At 38.7% G+C, this 20,473-nt stretch carries 15 protein-coding genes and 1 pseudogene; 9 read left to right on the top strand and 7 right to left on the bottom strand.

The features are described from left to right. Positions 1-4 precede the first annotated feature (4 nt). Positions 5-1,598: pseudogene (gene trpD / locus B6258_RS18625) on the bottom strand (bifunctional anthranilate synthase glutamate amidotransferase component TrpG/anthranilate phosphoribosyltransferase TrpD). Continuing rightward, a complete protein-coding gene (locus B6258_RS11105; protein WP_099075305.1) occupies positions 1,598-3,175 on the bottom strand; it encodes an anthranilate synthase component 1 in 1,578 nt (525 codons plus the stop codon). Before B6258_RS11105 ends, trpD begins: the two are co-directional and overlap by 1 nt. Positions 3,176-3,481: 306 nt before the next feature. Between B6258_RS11105 and rnm the strand changes: the two genes are divergently transcribed. From rnm to B6258_RS11125, 4 genes are all read left to right on the top strand, one after another. Continuing rightward, complete coding sequence (gene rnm / locus B6258_RS11110) at positions 3,482-4,342, top strand: RNase RNM (RefSeq protein WP_099075306.1); 861 nt, start codon at positions 3,482-3,484, stop codon at positions 4,340-4,342. A gap of 24 nt (positions 4,343-4,366) precedes the next feature. Continuing rightward, on the top strand, positions 4,367-4,987 hold the full coding sequence (locus B6258_RS11115) for an L-threonylcarbamoyladenylate synthase (RefSeq protein ID WP_023582284.1): 621 nt from the start codon (positions 4,367-4,369) through the stop codon (positions 4,985-4,987). Between the two features lie 434 nt (positions 4,988-5,421). Next, positions 5,422-6,345: a 23S rRNA pseudouridine(2605) synthase RluB gene (gene rluB / locus B6258_RS11120; RefSeq protein ID WP_099075307.1), complete on the top strand. Its 924-nt coding sequence runs from the start codon at positions 5,422-5,424 to the stop codon at positions 6,343-6,345. Positions 6,346-6,544: 199 nt separating this feature from the next. After that, positions 6,545-7,492, top strand: coding sequence for a hypothetical protein (locus B6258_RS11125; protein WP_099075308.1), 948 nt, complete (start codon positions 6,545-6,547; stop codon positions 7,490-7,492). Positions 7,493-7,537: 45 nt separating this feature from the next. On the opposite strand, the gene cobO is transcribed toward B6258_RS11125, so the two are convergent. After that, positions 7,538-8,128 (bottom strand): cob(I)yrinic acid a,c-diamide adenosyltransferase, encoded by a 591-nt coding sequence (cobO, locus tag B6258_RS11130; RefSeq protein ID WP_099075309.1) that lies wholly within the window; start codon positions 8,126-8,128, stop codon positions 7,538-7,540. 25 nt (positions 8,129-8,153) lie between these two features. Beyond that, positions 8,154-8,915, bottom strand: coding sequence for a YciK family oxidoreductase (locus B6258_RS11135; RefSeq protein WP_196566073.1), 762 nt, complete (start codon positions 8,913-8,915; stop codon positions 8,154-8,156). Positions 8,916-9,128: 213 nt separating this feature from the next. Between B6258_RS11135 and sohB the strand changes: the two genes are divergently transcribed. Further along, complete coding sequence (gene sohB, locus B6258_RS11140; RefSeq protein ID WP_099075311.1) at positions 9,129-10,175, top strand: protease SohB; 1,047 nt, start codon at positions 9,129-9,131, stop codon at positions 10,173-10,175. 504 nt (positions 10,176-10,679) lie between these two features. Here the strand turns inward: sohB and B6258_RS11145 are convergent. After that, positions 10,680-10,928, bottom strand: coding sequence for a YciN family protein (locus B6258_RS11145; RefSeq protein ID WP_099075312.1), 249 nt, complete (start codon positions 10,926-10,928; stop codon positions 10,680-10,682). A gap of 309 nt (positions 10,929-11,237) precedes the next feature. Between B6258_RS11145 and topA the strand changes: the two genes are divergently transcribed. From topA to cysB, 3 genes are all read left to right on the top strand, one after another. Beyond that, positions 11,238-13,835, top strand: coding sequence for a type I DNA topoisomerase (topA, locus tag B6258_RS11150; protein ID WP_099075313.1), 2,598 nt, complete (start codon positions 11,238-11,240; stop codon positions 13,833-13,835). Between the two features lie 155 nt (positions 13,836-13,990). Then, positions 13,991-14,515 (top strand): superoxide dismutase family protein, encoded by a 525-nt coding sequence (sodC, locus tag B6258_RS11155; protein WP_099075314.1) that lies wholly within the window; start codon positions 13,991-13,993, stop codon positions 14,513-14,515. A gap of 240 nt (positions 14,516-14,755) precedes the next feature. Beyond that, the gene (gene cysB / locus B6258_RS11160; RefSeq protein WP_023582276.1) at positions 14,756-15,730 is read left to right on the top strand and encodes an HTH-type transcriptional regulator CysB; all 975 of its coding nucleotides are present in this window, start codon (positions 14,756-14,758) and stop codon (positions 15,728-15,730) included. Between the two features lie 61 nt (positions 15,731-15,791). On the opposite strand, the gene B6258_RS11165 is transcribed toward cysB, so the two are convergent. After that, the gene (locus tag B6258_RS11165) at positions 15,792-16,622 is read right to left on the bottom strand and encodes a hypothetical protein (RefSeq protein WP_099075315.1); all 831 of its coding nucleotides are present in this window, start codon (positions 16,620-16,622) and stop codon (positions 15,792-15,794) included. Between the two features lie 219 nt (positions 16,623-16,841). Between B6258_RS11165 and acnA the strand changes: the two genes are divergently transcribed. After that, entirely contained in the window at positions 16,842-19,514 is a 2,673-nt protein-coding gene (gene acnA, locus B6258_RS11170; protein WP_099075316.1) for an aconitate hydratase AcnA, read from the top strand. Positions 19,515-19,600: 86 nt separating this feature from the next. Here the strand turns inward: acnA and B6258_RS11175 are convergent, their stop codons facing one another. Then, entirely contained in the window at positions 19,601-20,416 is an 816-nt protein-coding gene (locus B6258_RS11175; protein WP_099075317.1) for a MetQ/NlpA family lipoprotein, read from the bottom strand. Positions 20,417-20,473: the final 57 nt, after the last annotated feature.

Below are 20,473 nucleotides of genomic sequence, written 5' to 3' on the forward strand. Positions count from 1 at the left end.
ACGCTTATCCTCTTGCTGCTAATGCGGTGACACGATTTATTGCTTTACCGCTATAAATGGCGTGCATAGCAACTTCAGTATTCATTTTTAAATCTTCTTGCCCATGTAAACGCATTAATAAAGCGACATTAGCTGCAACAGATTCGGTATGTGCTCTTTTTCCTTCACCTTGTAGTAAATCTGCTAATAATTGACGGTTTACTTCAGGTGTACCACCTTCTAAATCAGTAATGGCACAAGGGCGAAGGCCAAAATCACTGGGTGTCAGTTCATAACGAGTAATTTCACCATTACGTAATTCAGCGACTTGAGTCGGTGCATGTAGTGAAACTTCATCCATTCCACCACTGTGAACAACGGCCGCACGTTCATAACCTAAAACTTTTAATGTATCTGCGATAGGTATCAATAATTCTGGGCTATACACACCAATTAAGGCTAATGGCGGGCGAGCAGGGTTTATCAATGGGCCTAATACATTAAATAACGTGCGTGTTTTCAGTTGTTGGCGAACCGGTGCCGCAAAACGAAAACCACTGTGATACTGAGGTGCAAATAAAAAGCATAAACCCACTTCATCTAGTAATTGGCGTGCATCATCGGCACTTCTGTCTAAAGGGATCCCAAATGCCGCTAATAAGTCGGAAGATCCAGAGCGGCTGGATACGCTACGATTGCCGTGTTTAGCAACTTTGATACCGACTTCAGCCGCAACAAATGCGCTTGCTGTTGAAATATTGATACTGTTGGATCCATCTCCACCAGTGCCGACAATATCGCAAAAAGTGTAATCAGGACGAGGAAAGGGCTGTGCATTTTCAAGTAATGCACGCACTGCACCCGCGATTTCTTGAGGATGTTCACCACGCATTTTCATGCTGATCAAAACAGCCGCTAATTGTGATTCCGTTAACTCACCGCGAATAATAGCGCTGAACAGTGTTTGGCTTTCTTCTAATGTTAACTGTTGTGCGCTAAATAATTTGTTGAAGATAGTTTCCATTTTATGCGTCTCCTTTAGGAGTTAATGCCCATGCGATTGTCTGTTCTAAAAGTTGTGCGCCTTTTGTGGTTAAAATTGATTCTGGATGAAACTGAAAACCACAGGTTTTATGTTGACGGTGACGCACCGCCATAACAGTGTTATCGCACCAAGCATTAATAATGAGTTGTTCTGGAACTTGTTCTCCTGAAAGCGAATGATAACGAGCAACGGGCAAAGGGTTAGGTAAATTCAAAAACATTTCGCTGTTATCGTGTTCAGCGAATGTCGCTTTACCGTGTAAGATTTCTCCACATGAGGAAACTTTGCCACCATAAGCCTCAATAATGGCTTGATGGCCTAAGCAAATACCAATCACAGGTAATGTGCCTAATACACGTTTTAACAGTTCAGGCATACAGCCTGCTTGTGAAGGTGCTCCTGGCCCCGGAGATAACAGTAAAATCGGGTTATCGAGTTCACGTAATTTTTGTTCAATAAAATCGGCAGTGACGCTATTGCGATAAATCACAACGTTATTGCCAAGGCTACGTAATTGATCGACAAGGTTATAAGTAAATGAGTCGATATTATCGAGCAGTAAGATAGTCGCCATTAGCAAGCCTCCTGCAGTTGTGTATCAGTATGAGCTTGTAAAATAGCGTTGATGACAGCTTGGGATTTATTACGTGTTTCTTCAGCTTCCATTTGAGGATCTGAATCAAGCACAATTCCGGCACCAACTTGAATAGTTGCAATATTATTTTCAACATAAGCAGAGCGAATAACTATGCAAGTATCAAAATCGCCTGCGCCAGTGAAATAGCCGATAGCGCCACCGTAACTACCACGTTTTGTTTTTTCATAACGAGCAATCAATTGCATTGCACTAACTTTAGGCGCACCCGATAACGTACCCATATTCATACAAGCTTGATAAGCATGAAAAATATCTAAGTCATCACGTAACTTTCCGACGACTCTTGAGACTAAGTGCATGACAAACGCATAACGGTCAACTTTTGTTAATTCCGCAACATAACGGCTACCAGCTTGGCAAATACGCGCTAAATCATTACGAGCCAAATCAACTAACATTAAATGTTCAGAAAGCTCTTTTGTATCCGTGCGCATTTCAAGTTCAATTCGACTGTCTAAATCTGCATTGATCGAACCATCTGTGTTACGTCCTCTTGGACGAGTTCCTGCAATGGGATAGATTTCAATTTGGCGATCGTTTGTTTGATATTTCAATGCACTTTCTGGTGATGCGCCAAATACCGTAAACAGAGCATCTTGCATATAGAATAAATAAGGGCTTGGATTTTTCTCTTTCAACACTTGATAAGCGGCAAGTGGTGAAGGGCAAGCAACTTGAAAGCGGCGAGATGGAACAACTTGGAAAATATCACCACGACGAATATAGGTTTTCATTACCTCAACAATATCGCCATAACCTTTATCATCCATATTGTCTTGTATTGTTGACTCTGCTGCTGTTAAAGCACGGCGAATAGGTTGTTTTAAGGGGTGTTTAGCCAGCGAAATTAACTCAGTTTGTCGTAAAGTGAGGCGCTGATACTCTGTTTCATCATCAGTAAAAGCAATAGAAATTAACTGGCTATCTTTATTCTGATGATCGATCACAATCAATTGTTCTGCTAAGTAAAAGCAGTAGTCAGGGCATGAAAAAACGGTGTCTAATTCAGGAATGGGTTCAAATCCACTGACTAAATCATAAGCAAATAAACCGCCGACAAAAATAGCATTAGCATCTTTATTGTCTTTATTAGCAAGGAAGAAGCGTAAAGCATCAAATACGCTGGCTGATTTTAATTTGCTTTCTTCATCAATATTTTGTGCAGGTGGCGAAAAAGTGAAAACACACTGTTTATCGCTTTGTTGTATTAAGATGGCTTTTTCTTTTAGTGCGATTTTTAATGCAGGCAATAAAGCTTGTCCATTAACGCTTAATGCATCAATAGTAACTTGATTTTTTACTGCACTGATACGTAATGCGCTATCAACAATTAACAAGCTTTTTAAGTTTGCTTTAGTGTCAATTTGTGCAGATTCTAACAACAATGTGTGATGTTTGTTTTCACATAAAGTATTGAAAAGTAAAGCAGGTTCGCTGTAGTAAGGTAGTGGCGTTGCCTTAGTATTAAATGAGAATGCAAGTGATGTATTCATTATTATCGCTCTATATTATTTTTTACTAATTGTTTTTAATGCATAAAAAAACCCGCGTAGGCGGGTTTTAGATATCACTGACGTGAAGCAGGAGATCAAACCGCCCATAAAAGAGTATTGCGCCACCAAAGAGCGATAAGACGTTGATTGATATTCATAAAATCTCCTTACAGCTAACGACAGATAATAAGTTAATAGACTAGCTCGTGTTGTGTACTAGTAAACTGGATTGCGTTAGGTTCGTCAAGTACTTTATGGCATACTCTTTAAAAATTATTATCTTGCTAAGATGAAAAGGGAAAAGCGATGACAGAAGTGCTATCTGATTTAAGAGTGATTTATGATTTGCACAGCCACACTACCGCGTCAGATGGCGAGCTTTCACCAGAAGCATTGGTGGACAGAGCGATAGAGCGTCAAATTAATGTCTTAGCGATTACTGATCACGATACAACGGCGGCGATGACTCCTGCTAATGATTATATTGCAGAAAAAAATCTGCCTCTTACCCTGATATCAGGTGTCGAAATATCGACTTTGTGGGAGAATATAGAAATCCATATTGTTGGATTGAATATTGATATCAACCATAACGCAATGAAGGCGCTCCTTTCATCACAAAGTCAATGTCGTGAAACTCGTGCGATAATGATAGGTGAGCGATTAGAAAAAGCGGGTATTGCAAATGCATTTGAAGGGGCAAAAACCTTAGCACAGGGTGGACAAGTGACAAGAGGACACTTTGCCCGCTTTCTTGTGAATGAAGGGCATGTTGCTTCGGTTAATAAAGTATTTAAACGTTATCTAGCGAAGGGTAAAACAGGTTACGTGCCACCACAGTGGTGCTCAATTGGTGACGCTGTCACAGCAATTCATGCGGCTGGTGGCGTTGCAGTATTAGCGCATCCGGGACGATATGGTCTATCCTCTAAATGGTTAAAACGCTTAACGTTTTATTTTAAACAATTAGGTGGTGATGCAATCGAAGTGGCACAATGCCAACAACCACCACAAGAACGGGAACAACACGCGGCATTAGCGCAACTTTATGGGTTAAAAGCTTCGTTAGGTTCTGATTTTCATCGCCCTTGCTCGTGGATAGAATTGGGGCGTAATTTATGGTTGCCCAGTGGCGTAGAACCAGTTTGGTCGCTATGGCAAGAGTAACATTAGAAATTTGTTGAGGGATGTATGAGCCAACTTTTTTATATTCACCCTGATAATCCGCAGGCTCGTTTAATTGAACAAAGTGCTGATATTTTACGCAAAGGCGGTGTAGTGATTTATCCAACAGACTCTGGTTATGCGATTGGCTGTTGTTTAGAAAATAAAGATGCAATGACGCGAATTTGTCGTATTCGCCAATTAGATAAAAACCACAATTTCACACTGATGTGCCGTGATTTATCAGAAATTGCCAATTACGCTTATGTAGATAATGTTGTATTTCGTTTAATAAAAAATAACACTCCCGGTAATTACACCTTTATCTTAAAAGCGACTAAAGATGTACCAAAGCGTTTGATGAATGATAAACGTAAAACTATAGGCTTGCGTGTTCCTTCTAACCCTATTGCATTGGCATTGTTAGAAAATATTGGTGAGCCATTAATGTCTACAAGCCTGATTTTACCGGGCAATGATTTTGCTGAGTCTGATCCGGAAGAAATCGAAGATTTATTAAGCAAACAAGTTGATTTGGTGATCCACGGTGGCTATTTAGGACAAAAACCGACAACGGTAATTGATTTAACAGAAGATACACCCGTTATCGTGCGTGAAGGCACGGGTGATATTACGCCATTTCAGTAAGTCCATTGAGCTGATTAAACTGAATTGGGCGCAAAAGGCTCGATAGTGAAGAAATTTATCACGAGATAAAGAGATAAAAGGTGAAGGGATTTATCGCTTGTGTTAAATTTATACATTGCGATAAAAATTACGGTGCTTGTTTTTTGAAATCGGTTATATCAACGCGTATTTTACACGCTAAACACAATAACTCGATCTGTAGACAAACGGTTAAGTTGCCGTTAGGTTTTGCCAACATCGTTTTATCGTCACTATTTATCACAATGTTGATGTAGAAAGTTGATGTAAAAAATCATCAAGATTGTTCACTATTGAATCAATAAACCTGTGTTTATTTCTTATTTTAATAAACATGGGTTATTTTTATTTAATTGATTTTTAAAAATTAATTCTATTTTTATGACGCCTGTGAAGGCGACACATGAGGTTGTTTCATGAGCGATAAATCGCAACGCACTGAAAAATTACAAAAAATCCTTGCTCGTTCTGGCCACGGTTCTCGTCGTGAAATTGAAGGCTATCTTCAAGAAGGACGTATCAGCATTGATGGTACAAAAGCGAAATTAGGTGATCGTATTGATGTCACCACTACAGCAAAAATCCGCTTAGATGGCCGCATTCTAAATATCCGTGAAGCACAAAAAGAGGTTTGCCGTGTGCTTGCTTATTATAAACCTGAAGGTGAATTGTGTACTCGCAGTGATCCACAAGGTCGTCCGACGGTTTTCCAACGTCTTCCTCGCCTTAACAATGCACGCTGGATTGCAGTGGGCCGTCTCGATGTGAATACTAGTGGATTACTGTTATTTACAACAGATGGTGAATTAGCCAACCGTTTAATGCATCCTAGCCGTGAAGTTGAGCGTGAATACGCTGTCCGTGTTTTTGGTGAAATTGATGATGCGAAAATTCGTCAATTAACGCGTGGTGTACAATTAGAAGATGGTCCAGCTTCATTCCGCTCTGTTTCTTACCGTGGTGGTGAAGGGATTAACCAATGGTACAACGTTTCACTTACCGAAGGGCGTAACCGTGAAGTTCGCCGTATGTGGGAAGCTGTTGGTGTACAAGTCAGTCGTCTTATTCGTGTTCGTTACGGTGATATTGATTTACCAAAAGGTTTACCGCGTGGTGGCTGGGTTGAGCTTGGATTAGATCAAATCAACTATTTACGTCAGTTAGTTGAATTAAATGACGAAACAGTAACAAAAGTTGCAGTAGAAAAAGATCAGCGTCGCATCAAAGCGAATCAGATCCGTCGTGCGGTTAAGCGTCATACTAAAATATCAACACGTACTTCAACATCACCTGCTAAAAGAGCGTCAAGTCGTCGCCAATCAGCAGGAAATAAAAAGTAATTAGCGAATAATTATTTATTATTTTAAATTAAAATATCATTTTTTATAAATAAGCACTCATAGAAATAGGGTGCTTATTTTTTTGATGACTTTCTTTTTTTCATAAATAAAACTATGATGCACGGATTAATGAGATGAGAAGTCATTTTTATTAAATAATATTTTATTTGTATATTTTACGATAAGGTATACGCGATATATGCATCGTTCTTTTTATTTAACAACTATGTTATGTGCGACTACTCTTACTACGGGTTGTGAGCCAGCGACTAATTTAAATTCACAATCTGGCGTGTTTTACATTAGTAACAATAAAACAACACCGTTAGTCTTTCTAATTGATAATAATTCTTTTTGGCTAAATACAGGTGAAGTAAAAGAAATAAAATTAGAGAATGGGAAGCATGTATTAGTTGATGCTGATGGGAAAAAGAAAACCTTTATGATTTATCCTGGTAATCATGGCGGAATAATTAACCCATCTAGGGAAATCTACTATAGTTTTACTTCTATATTTTCTCCTAAAGAAGACAGTGAGCATTTGTACTTAACAATGCGTTCCGTTTGGATTGATGGTCAGCTTGTGCATGGCGCTATTAATAGTTCTGATGCTATGTTTATTGATAATAATGTTTTCCGCTGTGAAGTTCCTTTAAATGAACCTATTCCGACTTATTTACCTAACTGGAGTAATAAGGGAGTGGTAAATGTATTAACTAAGTGTTTTTCCCAGTCTGAGTTTCAAGATTTTATATCAAGAAAGCCCTATGGTATTCATGTTTATTCAGGACGTAATTTATTAGAAGCGCATAAAGAAAAAGATAAATACAATTGGATAAATGATGAAAACACGCGGACAGATGATTTTATTCCGACATTGAGTCATATTGAGTTTAATAATAGCGAAATGCTGAAAGAAGCTAAAAGTATTTATAAAGTCACCAATTCCTATTTAGCTTCACGTGATCTGAATGAAAAGCAAAATTACTATAATGAATATCATTTTCATATAATGGCAATGGCTATGGTTTATAGTCAACAAATACAAAATGATATATTCGATGATAAAGAAGCCTATTTAAAACTGATGAATGAAACAGGGCGCATATTTGGTGCTGGCATATTAAGTGAGCCAGTTTTAATATAAATAATTATTCATTTTTCAGATAATTGAATAAGAGGTAAAAGATTATTACCAATCTATGCCTTTTTGTGCTTTTATCCCACTATCAAAAGCATGTTTAATAGGACGCATTTCTGTCACGGTATCTGCTAACTCGATTAATTTTCTATGGCATCCTCTTCCGGTAATAATGATATTTTGATGGGAAGGACGAGAGCTAATAGCTGAAAGAACTTCATCTAATGGCAAATAGTTAAAGCTAATCATATAGGTAATTTCATCAAGAATAACCAGATCGTATTCTGGATCATTAAGCAGTTTGAGTGCATATTGCCAAGTATTTAAACAGGCCGCTGTATCTGTACTTTTATCTTGAGTTTCCCAAGTAAATCCCGTTTCCATCACATAGAAAGGTACACCAAATTGTTCCAGTAGGTTACGTTCACCGTTTTCCCAAGTACCTTTAATAAATTGCACAACACCGACCTTTTTTTGATGACCAACTGCGCGGGTCGCTGTTCCCATAGCTGCTGTTGTTTTTCCTTTACCATTACCGGTGAAAATTATCACAATACCTTGTTCTCGTTGAGCTTGCTCAATTCGGGTATCTACTTTTTCTTTTAAGCGTTGTTGGCGTTTTTGGTGTTGTGCATCACTCATTGGACTACCTCAAACTTACATTATGTTATTCAGCAGGACCAGCTTTACGACCGGGTTGCGCATCTAAAGATTGTCCTTTCACATCAATACTGTCATCACTCATCAGATAGAGATATAACGGCATCAAATCTTTAGGTGTTTTCAGTTTTTGTGCATTTTCATCTGGAAATGCACTTGCTCGCATTGCGGTACGAGTGCCACCAGGATTAATGCAGTTAATACGCAAAGTACTTTCGTTATATTCTTCATTAAGTACCTGCATAAAGCCTTCTGTTGCGAATTTAGACACAGAATAAGCGCCCCAACCATAACGACCTTGGCGACCTACACTCGATGTGGTGAGAATAAGGCTTGCATGAGGTGCTTTGAGCATCAATGGTAATAATGCTTTTGTGAGCATAAATGTTGCATTAACGTTGACTTGCATAACGTCATGCCAAAGATTACTCGGTTGATTAATGATCGGCTCAACAACACCCAATAAACCAGCATTTTGTAATACACCATCAAGATGAGGGAAGCGTTTAACGAGAGTATCAGCAAATTGCTGAAAATCATTCTCGGTTGCTGTAAGTAGATCAAGTGGATATAACATGGGTTGTTGGCCACCTGATGTGATGATCTCTTCTTGAACATCTTCAAGTTTTGATAGCGTACGGCCCAATAAGATAAGTGTTGCGCCATATTGCGCATAAGTTAGTGCGGCTTCTTTTCCTATGCCATCACCAGCACCCGTTACTAGAATAATTTTATCTTTTAGCACGCTATGATCGGGTTGATATTGCAACATATTGATATCCTGTCTAGTAAAAAGTAAATAAAGTGTAACGTCTTATTTGTCTAGCGACCAGTTTAGTCTGACTTTTTGTTTACAATTTATGGCTGTTTTCTTTATGGTATTAAACATAATCATGCCTTTGTTACTGGCGCTAAAGCAGAATTTCGTTAAACTAGGCATATTGGTTTTAGTCAGTGTTATTAACCTTAAAAAGAGGTCTTTGTGGAGTATATTTTGCAATATGGACTGTTTTTAGCAGAAATTGTCACTGTTGTTGTGGCGATTATCGCTATCGTGTTGTTTTTCGTTGTGATTGGAAACAAGAAGCAAAATCGTAAAGGGACATTAAGAGTCACAGATCTTGCTGAAGCTTATGAAGAAAAACAGCGCGTTATGCAACAAGCAAAAATGGACGATGCTGAATTAAAAGTCTGGTATAAAGCGTTTAAAAAGCAGCAGAAAAAAGAGAATAAACAGAGTAAAAACAATGCAAAAGAAGGTAAAAAAGGCGTTGTAAAACCTTGTTTATATGTGCTTGATTTTAACGGTAGCATGGATGCCCACGAAGTGGGGGCATTACGTGAAGAAATCAGTGCTATTCTTTCTGTTGCACAAGCAGGTGATGAAGTATTACTGCGTTTAGAAAGCCCCGGTGGCATGGTTCACGGATATGGATTAGCAGCAGCTCAATTAACACGCTTAAAAGAAAAGGGCATTAAACTGACTGCGGTTGTCGATAAAGTGGCTGCTAGCGGGGGATATATGATGGCATGTGTGGCTGATAAAATTGTTGCTGCGCCATTTGCGATTATTGGCTCGATAGGTGTTGTGGCCCAGATCCCCAACATTCACCGTTTACTCAAGAAAAATGATATTGATGTTGAGTTACATACGGCTGGCGAATATAAGCGCACATTGACCTTATTAGGCGAAAATACCGAAGAAGGTCGTGAGAAATTTAAGCAAGATTTAAATGAAACGCATCTATTGTTTAAATCATTTGTGCATAAATATCGCCCTCAACTTGATATCGATAGTGTTGCAACTGGTGAATATTGGTACGGCTCAGAAGCACTAAATAGAGGCTTAATTGATGAAGTTGGTGTGAGTGATGATTGGTTGATCGATCATATTAATGATTTTGAAGTTCTCTCTGTCCAATATGTTACTAAAAAGAAAATGGTTGAACGTGTTACAGGCGGCGCAATGGAAAGCATTGATAAACTGATGATGCGTTGGGTACAAAGAAGTAAAAAACCGCTGCTATAAGCCAATAAGTACGCAATAAATGATATCAGTGATACAGGTTATCGCTGATATCATCCTTTCTTACCCAATCACACTCCAATCACTATTCCTAAACATTTCCGATAAATATTCTAACTTTCTATTTTAAAAGCTTTTATTTCGATAAGGAAAAAAAAAGCCAGTGAAAAATTCACTGGCAATCAAAGAAATAATTGATATTGCTTATAACAACAACAGGGTAAATATTTCCTCTTTCTAGGAGGTCTTAATATAGCCGTAAATAGAGAATAAAAATAATGGATATTGCTGATTGTATTGATAGGTAAGTGTAATCATGAGTTAAGATGCGACAAAAAAACAGCATTATAAGTAGTTTGAATTATTATTCTTTATTTTTGTTTAATTATGCCAGCTATTGGCATTTAAAAGAATGCAATAACTGGCAAGTAACGTCGCTTTTTTGTTATCGAGAAAAAGTAAAGTAATTTACTTCAGTGATTAAATAAAAATAATCATGAAGAAGACTTATTCTAAATGGTATTTATCAGATAACACATGAGCTAAATGCTTAAACATATTGAATGCTGCTGTGCTTTTAGCAGTCGGTAAACCTTGTTCATCTAAAAAAAATTCACCTTTAAATACGAGGACATTATCTTTCTGTTCAACCGAATCAGCACGCATTCCTTGTAAATAATCTTCATGTTCACATATGATTTTATTCGCTTTTTCAAGTAGCATCTCTGTTGTAATCGGTGTAGTTTGTGTTGACATAATATGTGCTCCTTAGAAAAATAATTTGTTGCGCCTCACTTTTTATCAGGTAGAGTGTGGCATTTTTAAAAGCTTAGCTACTCTATATATGTAGCAAACAATGATTTGCCTGTACTCGATCAAAGCAGTGAGGTGATTAAAATACCTCAAAAAAAGTCATGAGTTTTGAGCTTAAACAAAAGCTTTGAATAAAAACAGGTTGATATATTGCAAAACTAACGCAATATAAAAAAGAGATTTTAAACATTTTTTTAGTTGAGGGTATTAAACGATACCGTCATAACAAAGTTTAATTAGGTAAAGGTAATTATGGGTAAAGCTCTTGTTATCGTGGAGTCCCCGGCTAAAGCCAAAACGATCAATAAATATCTTGGCAATGACTACGTAGTTAAATCTAGCGTGGGTCACATTCGTGATTTGCCAAAGAGTGGTTCTGGCAGCCAGAAGAGCGAAAACTCATCCGCCACGAAAGGCGTGAAAAAAGTTAAAAAGGATGAGAAATCAGCCTTAGTCAGCCGTATGGGGGTTGATCCCTATAATGGATGGAATGCGAACTATCAAATTCTACCCGGCAAAGAAAAAGTCGTGGCTGAACTAAAAGCATTGGCTGAGAAAGCTGATCATGTCTATCTCGCGACGGACCTTGACCGCGAAGGAGAAGCTATCGCGTGGCATTTACGCGAAGTTATCGGCGGTGATGATGAACGATTTAGTCGAGTGGTTTTTAACGAAATCACTAAAAATGCCATTACACAAGCTTTCCAAACTCCGGGTGAGTTAAATATAGATCGCGTTAACGCGCAACAAGCACGTCGCTTTATGGATCGTGTTGTGGGCTATATGGTTTCACCTTTGCTTTGGAAAAAAGTGGCTCGTGGATTATCTGCAGGTCGAGTGCAATCCGTTGCTGTGCGTCTTTTAGTTGAACGTGAGCGTGAAATTAAAGCCTTTGTTCCTGAAGAGTATTGGCAATTACATGCATCACTGCTAACGCCTGATGAGCAACCATTGCGTATGGAAGTCACGCATTATAATGATAAAGCTTTCAACCCTGTTTCTTCCGATGAAACACAGGTTGCAGTTAACGCATTACAACATGCGACCTTCACGGTAAAAGATCGTGAAGATAGACCAACATCAAGCAAACCAAGTGCACCACTTATCACATCAACCTTACAACAAGCGGCAAGTACGCGTTTAAGTTTTGGTGTGAAAAAGACGATGATGCTAGCTCAGCGCCTTTATGAAGCAGGTTATATAACCTATATGCGTACTGACTCAACTAACTTGAGTCAAGATGCAATTCAGATGGCACGTGATTATATTAATGAGAATTTTGGTGCTAAATATTTGCCGAAGGAGCCAAATGTTTATTCGAGCAAAGAAAATTCTCAAGAAGCGCACGAAGCTATCCGTCCTTCTGATATCAACGTTATCGCTGAATCTTTAAAAGATATGGATAACGATGCCAAACGTTTATATCAACTGATTTGGAATCAATTTGTTGCTTGTCAAATGACACCAGCAAAATATGATTCAACCACATTAACAGTCGAATCAGGTGATTATAAACTACGTGCTAAAGGTCGTACTTTACGTTTTGCTGGTTGGACGAAAGTCATGCCTGCGATGCGTAATAAAGATGAAGATAAAACTTTACCTGCTGTTGATGTAGGGGCAAAACTGGCTTTAGCTGAATTAGAACCTTCTCAGCACTTTACTAAACCACCAGCACGTTTTAGCGAAGCGACTTTAGTTAAAGAATTAGAAAAACGCGGTATTGGCCGTCCTTCAACGTATGCATCTATCATCTCGACTATTCAAGATCGTGGTTATGTGAAAGTTGAAAACCGTCGTTTTTATGCAGAAAAAATGGGTGAAATTGTAACCGATCGCTTAGAAGAGAATTTTAGCGATTTAATGAATTACGATTTTACTGCGCAAATGGAAGATCACCTCGACCATGTTGCTAATAATGAAGAAAACTGGAAAGCGGTATTAGATGCATTCTTCACCGATTTTAGTCAGCAATTAGATGTTGCTGAAAAAGATCCTGAAGAAGGTGGAATGCGACCAAACCCAATGGTGATCACGTCAATTGAATGTCCAACTTGCTCTCGTCATATGGGAATTAGAACGGCGACAACAGGCGTATTCTTAGGATGTTCAGGTTATGCTTTACCGCCTAAAGAACGTTGTAAGCAAACCATTAACCTTATCCCTGAAGACGAATTATTAAATATTCTTGAAGGGGAAGATGCAGAAACTAACGCATTACGTGCACGTCGTCGTTGCCCGAAATGTGGTACTGCAATGGACAGTTATCTGATTGATACTCATCGTAAATTACATGTTTGTGGTAATAACCCTGCATGTGATGGTTATGAAGTTGAAGAGGGTGAATTCCGCTTAAAAGGTTATGAAGGTCCAGTTATTGAGTGCGATAAATGTGGCGCTGAAATGCACCTGAAAATGGGGCGTTTTGGTAAATACATGGGTTGTACTAATGATGACTGTAAAAATACCCGTAAGATCTTAAAAAGCGGTGAAATTGCACCACCGAAGGAAGATCCCGTTCCACTTCCTGAATTGCCATGTGAAAAATCAGATGCTTACTTTGTCTTACGAGACGGGGCTGCTGGTGTATTCTTGGCTGCAAACACGTTCCCTAAATCAAGAGAAACGCGCGCACCAAAAGTAGAAGAGCTGGTTCGTTTTAAAGACCGTTTAGCAGAGAAAATGCGCTATTTAGCAGAAGCTCCGGTGGCTGATCCTGAAGGAAACCCAACTATTGTGCGTTTTAGTCGTAAAACAAAACAGCAATATGTTTCTTCAGAGAAAGATGGCAAGGCTACAGGCTGGTCTGCGTTTTATGTCGATGGCAAATGGGTTGAAAAAACCAAATAATATTGGCATGACGTGATAAATAAAAAAGCGACTAATGAGAGTTAGTCGCTTTTTTGTATTAAGAAGGTATGCTAATTAAATACACTGCAACAGTATTAATGGTTAATTTCTATTTGTCTGATGTTTTACTTTGCTAATAATAAGACGGAGATACTATGAAGCTGATACCTTTGTTACTATCTGGTTTACTCTTTACTTCTGTGGCAAGTGCTGCGACGTTAGATGTCACATTAAAAGAAGCTTTACCGACGGGGGCAGGCAACGATATTGGTGTTGTCACTATCACTGAAACTGATTACGGGCTGTTATTTACGCCAAAACTGACCGGATTAACACCGGGTATTCATGGTTTTCATATTCATGCCAATGGTTCTTGTGAGCCGGATATGAAAGAGGGTAAACCGGTACCGGCTTTAAAAGCAGGGGGGCATTTAGATCCTGAAAAAGTCGGTGTTCACTTGGGTCCTTATAATAAAGATGGGCATTTAGGTGATTTACCCGGATTAGTTGTGAATGACAAAGGTGTTGCTGATTACGCTGTATTAGCGCCAAAACTCACTAAGCTTGATCAAGTGAAAGATAAAGCAATTATGGTGCATGTGGGTGGCGATAACTATTCTGATGATCCTGCTGCGCTTGGTGGTGGGGGTGCAAGAATGGCATGTGGTGTGATTAAATAATTTAGCGCTACCAGTATTATGAAATAAAAGCTGACAGATGAGGTCGGCTTTTTTTATGCTTATTTATAGCTTATAACTATTTGATATAACAAAATCTAAATAACGCTATTAATTACGTTAGACCGAAATGAAATAAGTGATATAGTGGTTATATATTACATCTTTATTATTCTTTTTAGTTATATGAATATAAATAGAATAACGGAATAATAAGTCTTTTGTTGAAGGGATAGCCTCTCCATGAAATTACAACAGTTGCGTTATATCGTTGAAGTGGTGAATAACGATCTAAATGTTTCGACCACGGCAGAGCGTTTGTATACATCTCAACCGGGAATAAGTAAACAAATTCGCATGTTAGAAGATGAGCTAGGTATACAAATATTTTCTCGCAGTGGTAAGCATCTAACGCATGTGACGCCTGCGGGTGAAGAAATTGTAAGGCTGTCTAGAGAGATTTTGTCAAAAACAGAAGCTATTCGATCTGCTGCAGGTGAACACACTTATCCAGATAGAGGCTCATTATCGATTGCAACAACGCATACGCAAGCTCGTTATGTATTACCTCCCGTAATAAAAGGTTTTATTGAGCGTTATCCCGATGTTTCATTGCATATGAACCAAGGTTCGCCGACGCAAATTGCTGAAGATGTATGCAGAGGTAAAAGTGATTTTGCGATCGCGACCGAATCACTGCATCTTTATAACGATTTAGTGATGCTACCTTGTTATCGTTGGAACCGTATTGTGGTGGTTTCAAAAGATCATCCACTGGCGCAAAAACGAGAAGTGACGTTAAAAGAGCTTGCGGGTTACGATATCGTTACTTATACCCAAGGTTTTACAGGACGTTCAGATCTTGATGATGCTTTTGGTAAAGTAGGGTTAAAACCTAAAATTGTTTTCACTGCAACCGATGCGGATGTCATTAAAACTTATGTGAGACTGCATTTAGGTATCGGTGTCATTGCCAGTATGGCATTTGATCCGGTACTCGATAGCGATTTAGTTGCCATTGATATGCGTGATAAATTTAGTTATAGCACCACTAAAATTGCGTTTCGTCGTAGTGGTTTCTTACGTGGCTATATGTATGATTTTATGTGGCGTTTTGCACCACATCTTACGCGTAATTTGATTGAGCAAGCTGTTGCGTTGCGGACTAACGAAGAGATTGAAGCGTTATTTAAAGATATCGAATTACCACTAGTGTAATACTGAAAGGCGGGTCGTTCCCGCCTTCAAGCGTGTTCATAAACCTAATTTTTGTGATCACTCATTTCAAATAAAAATCCCCACTAAAAAAAGCATCTGATTTTGCAATACTTAGCTGACGATATTTATTTAAAAAGTCATAAAACTGCTGATTAATCAGTGGATCATCAAGTGCGCTCGCATCAAAAACAGAGGTAATGGTGGTGTACTCTAAAGAGAGGGTAAATTTGCGACCTATACAACTGGCGAGTAGCATTTTTGCTGATTGATAAGAAAAACGTAGGCTCAAAATTTTCAGCTTTGGAACAAAAATAAGATGATTATTATGATTGAGTATCTCCGTGATCCCCGCAATAGTTATTGTTTGATAGCTATCTAATGATTTTCGTAATCCGATTTCTATTTTTTGTCCTTGGGAATTTAAAAAATCAATAAATTCTCCAAGTGCAGGAGAGGTCGCATTGATTGCAGCGCCTAGTAATAATTGAATAAACGCTTGAGCAACAGAAAAATCAAAGGTTTGTTTATGAAATTTCTTTGTTTCGATTTTATTGTGTCCTAGAAGTGGTAAATGGTTGAGCGTATCTAACCAATGTTCGGGGCGATAATAGGCTTCATTATCCTCTTTTTTTAATGCGGCAAGATGGTTTGCCATAATAGAAATGAGTCCAATTTGAATATTTTTAAGTTGTGACATTTTTTCTATTTCGGAAGGCTCAAAAGGTTTTGGTGATGCGATGATAAATTGCACCAATCCTTCTGAATCTTTTATATTTTGCGAATGTAATGCATTCATCGATAAGGTTTGCGGAAAAGGGGGAGTAATAGGCTCCGCAAAATAGTGATCGGCATTCATAATGTTTTTTAGTAAATCAGATTGTTTGTTATTCATAAATATTATCCTTACGCAGTTATACCTCCATCATTAAAACCTCATTAAGCAAAAATTTAGAGACTAAAATTTATTAACACTATGACAGTCATAACATTGCGTTAACAAATTGTGTGGTCTTTAAGCGAAATTTAGCGTTATATGATATGTTTAATAAATAACCTTACCTATTTTGATAGTTTAAACATGCTGTCAGTATAAAAATAAGAAGGAGGAGCTATGTCGTTACGTTTGAAAAAAGAGAGCCATGCCACGCTCTTAGTCGGATCTCAAGAATATGAGTACTACCGTCTTTCTGAAGTTGCCCGCCAATTAGGCGATATTACCCGTCTTCCTAAATCTCTGAAGGTGTTACTAGAAAACTTAGTGCGTTATCTCGACAATGATACTGTTGTTGATGAGGATATTAAGGCACTCGTTGAGTGGCAAAAAACAGCTCATACATCGCGTGAAATTGCGTATCGACCTGCAAGGGTGCTTATGCAAGATTTTACAGGTGTACCTGCGGTTGTTGATTTAGCCGCTATGCGTGAAGCGGTGAAATCATTGGGTGGGCAAGTGGATAAAGTTAATCCATTATCACCCGTTGATTTAGTGATTGACCACTCTGTTATGGTTGATGAATATGCCAGTAAAAATGCGTTTGCTGAAAATGTGGAAATTGAAATGGAGCGTAACTATGAGCGCTACCTTTTTTTACGTTGGGGGCAGCAATCCTTTGAACGCTTTCGTGTCGTGCCGCCGGGTACAGGAATTTGCCATCAGGTAAATCTTGAATACTTAGGTAAAGCTATTTGGTCTGAAGTGCAGAATGGACGTCATGTCGCTTATCCTGACACCTTAGTTGGTACGGATTCTCATACCACAATGATCAATGGTCTTGGCGTGTTAGGTTGGGGGGTAGGAGGCATTGAAGCAGAAGCCGCAATGTTAGGCCAACCTATCTCTATGCTAATTCCAGATGTTGTTGGTTTTAAACTGACCGGAAAATTACGTGAAGGGATCACGGCAACTGATCTGGTCTTAACCGTCACACAGATGTTACGCGCTCATGGTGTTGTGGGGAAATTTGTGGAGTTCTATGGCGATGGTTTAGCGTCATTACCTTTAGCTGATCGTGCAACAATAGCGAATATGTCGCCAGAGTATGGCGCGACCTGTGGATTCTTCCCAATAGATGATATCACTCTTGATTATTTGCGTTTAACAGGACGTGAAGAACAAGAGATTGCACTTGTTGAAGCCTATAGTAAAGAGCAAGGTCTATGGAGACATACCGGTGATGAACCTATCTTCACGTCAACATTATCGCTAGATATGGGAACTGTTGAAGCGAGCCTTGCAGGGCCTAAACGCCCTCAAGATAGAGTTAATTTATCAAGTGTACCTAAGGCATTTAAAGCGGCAGTCGATCTTGAAACCAATAAGAAACCACTGGTGCAGTTTCCTCAAGTAAAAATTGATGATTATCCTGCATTTGAGTTAACCGATGGTGCGGTCGTTATTGCGGCGATCACATCATGTACCAATACATCCAACCCTAATGTCTTAATGGCTGCTGGGTTACTGGCTAAAAATGCGGTAGAAAAAGGATTACAGCGTAAACCTTGGGTTAAGTCTTCTTTGGCACCTGGCTCTAAAGTGGTCACGGATTATCTTAATCTATCAGGATTAACGCCTTATCTTGATGAGTTAGGGTTTAATCTTGTGGGATATGGTTGCACAACCTGTATTGGCAACTCTGGGCCTTTATTAGCACCGATTGAAAGTGCGATTAAAGATAATGACTTAACTATTGCGGCTGTATTATCCGGCAACCGTAATTTTGAAGGTCGAATTCATCCCTTAGTGAAAACCAACTGGTTAGCATCGCCACCTTTAGTGGTTGCTTATGCCTTATCAGGAAATATGAATATCGATCTTACTAAAGAGCCATTAGGTAAAGATAAACAGGGGGCTCCCGTTTATTTAAAAGATATTTGGCCTGACAGTAAAGCGATTGCTGATGCTGTTGAGAAAGTTAAAACAGAGATGTTCCATAAAGAGTACTCCGCCGTGTTTGAAGGTGATGAGACATGGAAATCACTGCAAACACAAGATACACCCGTCTATGATTGGCAACCCGACTCTACCTATATTCGCCATCCTCCTTTTTTTGAGGGAATGTCAAAAACGCCGGCTCCGATTAAAGATATTCATCAAGCCAGTATTTTAGCTATTTTAGGTGATTCGGTGACAACGGATCATATTTCACCTGCTGGTAATATTAAGATAGATAGTCCCGCTGGACGTTATTTACGTGAACATGGTGTCGAGCCAAAAGATTTTAACTCTTATGGCTCAAGACGCGGTAATCATGAAGTCATGATGCGAGGCACATTTGCCAACATTCGTATTCGTAACGAAATGGTGCCAGGAATAGAAGGTGGTTTTACCAAGCATATTCCAACGGGTGAAATTCTGGCTATTTATGATGCTTCAATGCGTTATCAGCAAGAAAATACGCCACTGGCGATTATTGCTGGTAGTGAATACGGTTCAGGCTCTAGCCGAGACTGGGCCGCGAAGGGAACGCGTTTATTAGGTGTGCGAGTTGTTATCGCAGGCTCTTTTGAGCGAATTCACCGTTCTAACTTAATCGGTATGGGGGTTTTACCTTTAGAGTTTCCTAAAGGGGTATCTCGTCAAACATTGGGCTTAAAAGGTGATGAAAAAATTGAGATCACTGGGCTGAATGCATTAATACCGAGCCAAGATGTCGCGGTTAATATTACTTTCGCCGATAATCGTACTGAAATTATTATGGCGCGTTGCCGTATTGATACTCAAACTGAATTAGCCTATTTCCAACATGGTGGCATCTTGCATTATGTTATTCGTAATATGCTTTAATTCAGTTTAGTTGTTATAAATCAAACGCCTCATTATAAAAATAATGGGGCGTTTTTTTGTTATGTCATAAAGGATCTAATAAACAATCACCAGCCTTGTATTGCGCCACCGTTAAAAATACTTTCAGCAGCTGTGGCAACTTCGGGGGATTGGTAAGCCTTAATAAAATCCCGCACATTATCAGCGTCTTTGTTATCTTCTCTTGTCACAATAATATTGGTGTAAGGCGAGTTTTTATCCTCAATAAAAATACTGTCTTTGGTAGGAGATAAATTAATTTGCTGGATATAAGTTGTACTGATAATAGCAACAGTCACTTTTGGATCGTTTAAAACTCGTGGTAATTGCGCGCCTTCTAGCTCCATAATGTTAAGTTTAAGTGGATTATCTATGATGTCGATAGCCGTAGGCAATAAACCACTGTTGGGTTTTAATGTAATAAGATTTTCTTTATCTAATAACAGTAATGCTCGACCTAAATTGGTGGGATCGTTAGGAACTGCAATAGTATCGCCTGATTTTAACGCCGAAGGATGTTTAATCTTAGTTGAATAGCCCGCCATTGGAAAAACAAAGGTATTACCCACTGCGACTAAATTATAACCACGAGATTGATTATCTTGGGCAAGAAAAGGGCGATGTTGAAAAACATTGGCATCAAGTTCTTTATTGGCCGTGGGATCATTAGGCAATAAAGAACCACTGAAACTCACCAATTCAACCTCTAAGCCATATTTTTCTTTTGCGACTTTTTTGGCAATTTCAGCCACATCTTGTTCAGCACCATTAATCACACCAACCTTGATTGAATAGCTGTTTTTATCGCTATTATCACAGCCTGTTAATAATGTTCCTGCTAATAATAGCGCGCCGAAAATCCTACCAGAAAAATGTAATGGCATAATGCATTCCTATCAAAATTTATTTATTAATAAATAACTTAGGAACCGATGGATAGT

This window comes from Proteus alimentorum, from assembly GCF_002607735.1.
Lineage (GTDB): Bacteria > Pseudomonadota > Gammaproteobacteria > Enterobacterales > Enterobacteriaceae > Proteus > Proteus alimentorum.

Excerpts from the sequence above, each read along its gene's own strand:
- sodC (WP_099075314.1), top strand. The coding sequence starts at position 13,991 with ATGAAGCTGATACCTTTGTTACTATCTGGTTTACTCTTTACTTCTGTG.
- topA (WP_099075313.1), top strand. The coding sequence starts at position 11,238 with ATGGGTAAAGCTCTTGTTATCGTGGAGTCCCCGGCTAAAGCCAAAACG.
- B6258_RS11105 (WP_099075305.1), bottom strand. The coding sequence starts at position 3,175 with ATGAATACATCACTTGCATTCTCATTTAATACTAAGGCAACGCCACTA.
- B6258_RS11175 (WP_099075317.1), bottom strand. The coding sequence starts at position 20,416 with ATGCCATTACATTTTTCTGGTAGGATTTTCGGCGCGCTATTATTAGCA.
- B6258_RS11115 (WP_023582284.1), top strand. The coding sequence starts at position 4,367 with ATGAGCCAACTTTTTTATATTCACCCTGATAATCCGCAGGCTCGTTTA.
- rluB (WP_099075307.1), top strand. The coding sequence starts at position 5,422 with ATGAGCGATAAATCGCAACGCACTGAAAAATTACAAAAAATCCTTGCT.
- B6258_RS11165 (WP_099075315.1), bottom strand. The coding sequence starts at position 16,622 with ATGAATAACAAACAATCTGATTTACTAAAAAACATTATGAATGCCGAT.
- cysB (WP_023582276.1), top strand. The coding sequence starts at position 14,756 with ATGAAATTACAACAGTTGCGTTATATCGTTGAAGTGGTGAATAACGAT.
- B6258_RS11125 (WP_099075308.1), top strand. The coding sequence starts at position 6,545 with ATGCATCGTTCTTTTTATTTAACAACTATGTTATGTGCGACTACTCTT.
- acnA (WP_099075316.1), top strand. The coding sequence starts at position 16,842 with ATGTCGTTACGTTTGAAAAAAGAGAGCCATGCCACGCTCTTAGTCGGA.
- cobO (WP_099075309.1), bottom strand. The coding sequence starts at position 8,128 with ATGAGTGATGCACAACACCAAAAACGCCAACAACGCTTAAAAGAAAAA.
- B6258_RS11145 (WP_099075312.1), bottom strand. The coding sequence starts at position 10,928 with ATGTCAACACAAACTACACCGATTACAACAGAGATGCTACTTGAAAAA.
- rnm (WP_099075306.1), top strand. The coding sequence starts at position 3,482 with ATGACAGAAGTGCTATCTGATTTAAGAGTGATTTATGATTTGCACAGC.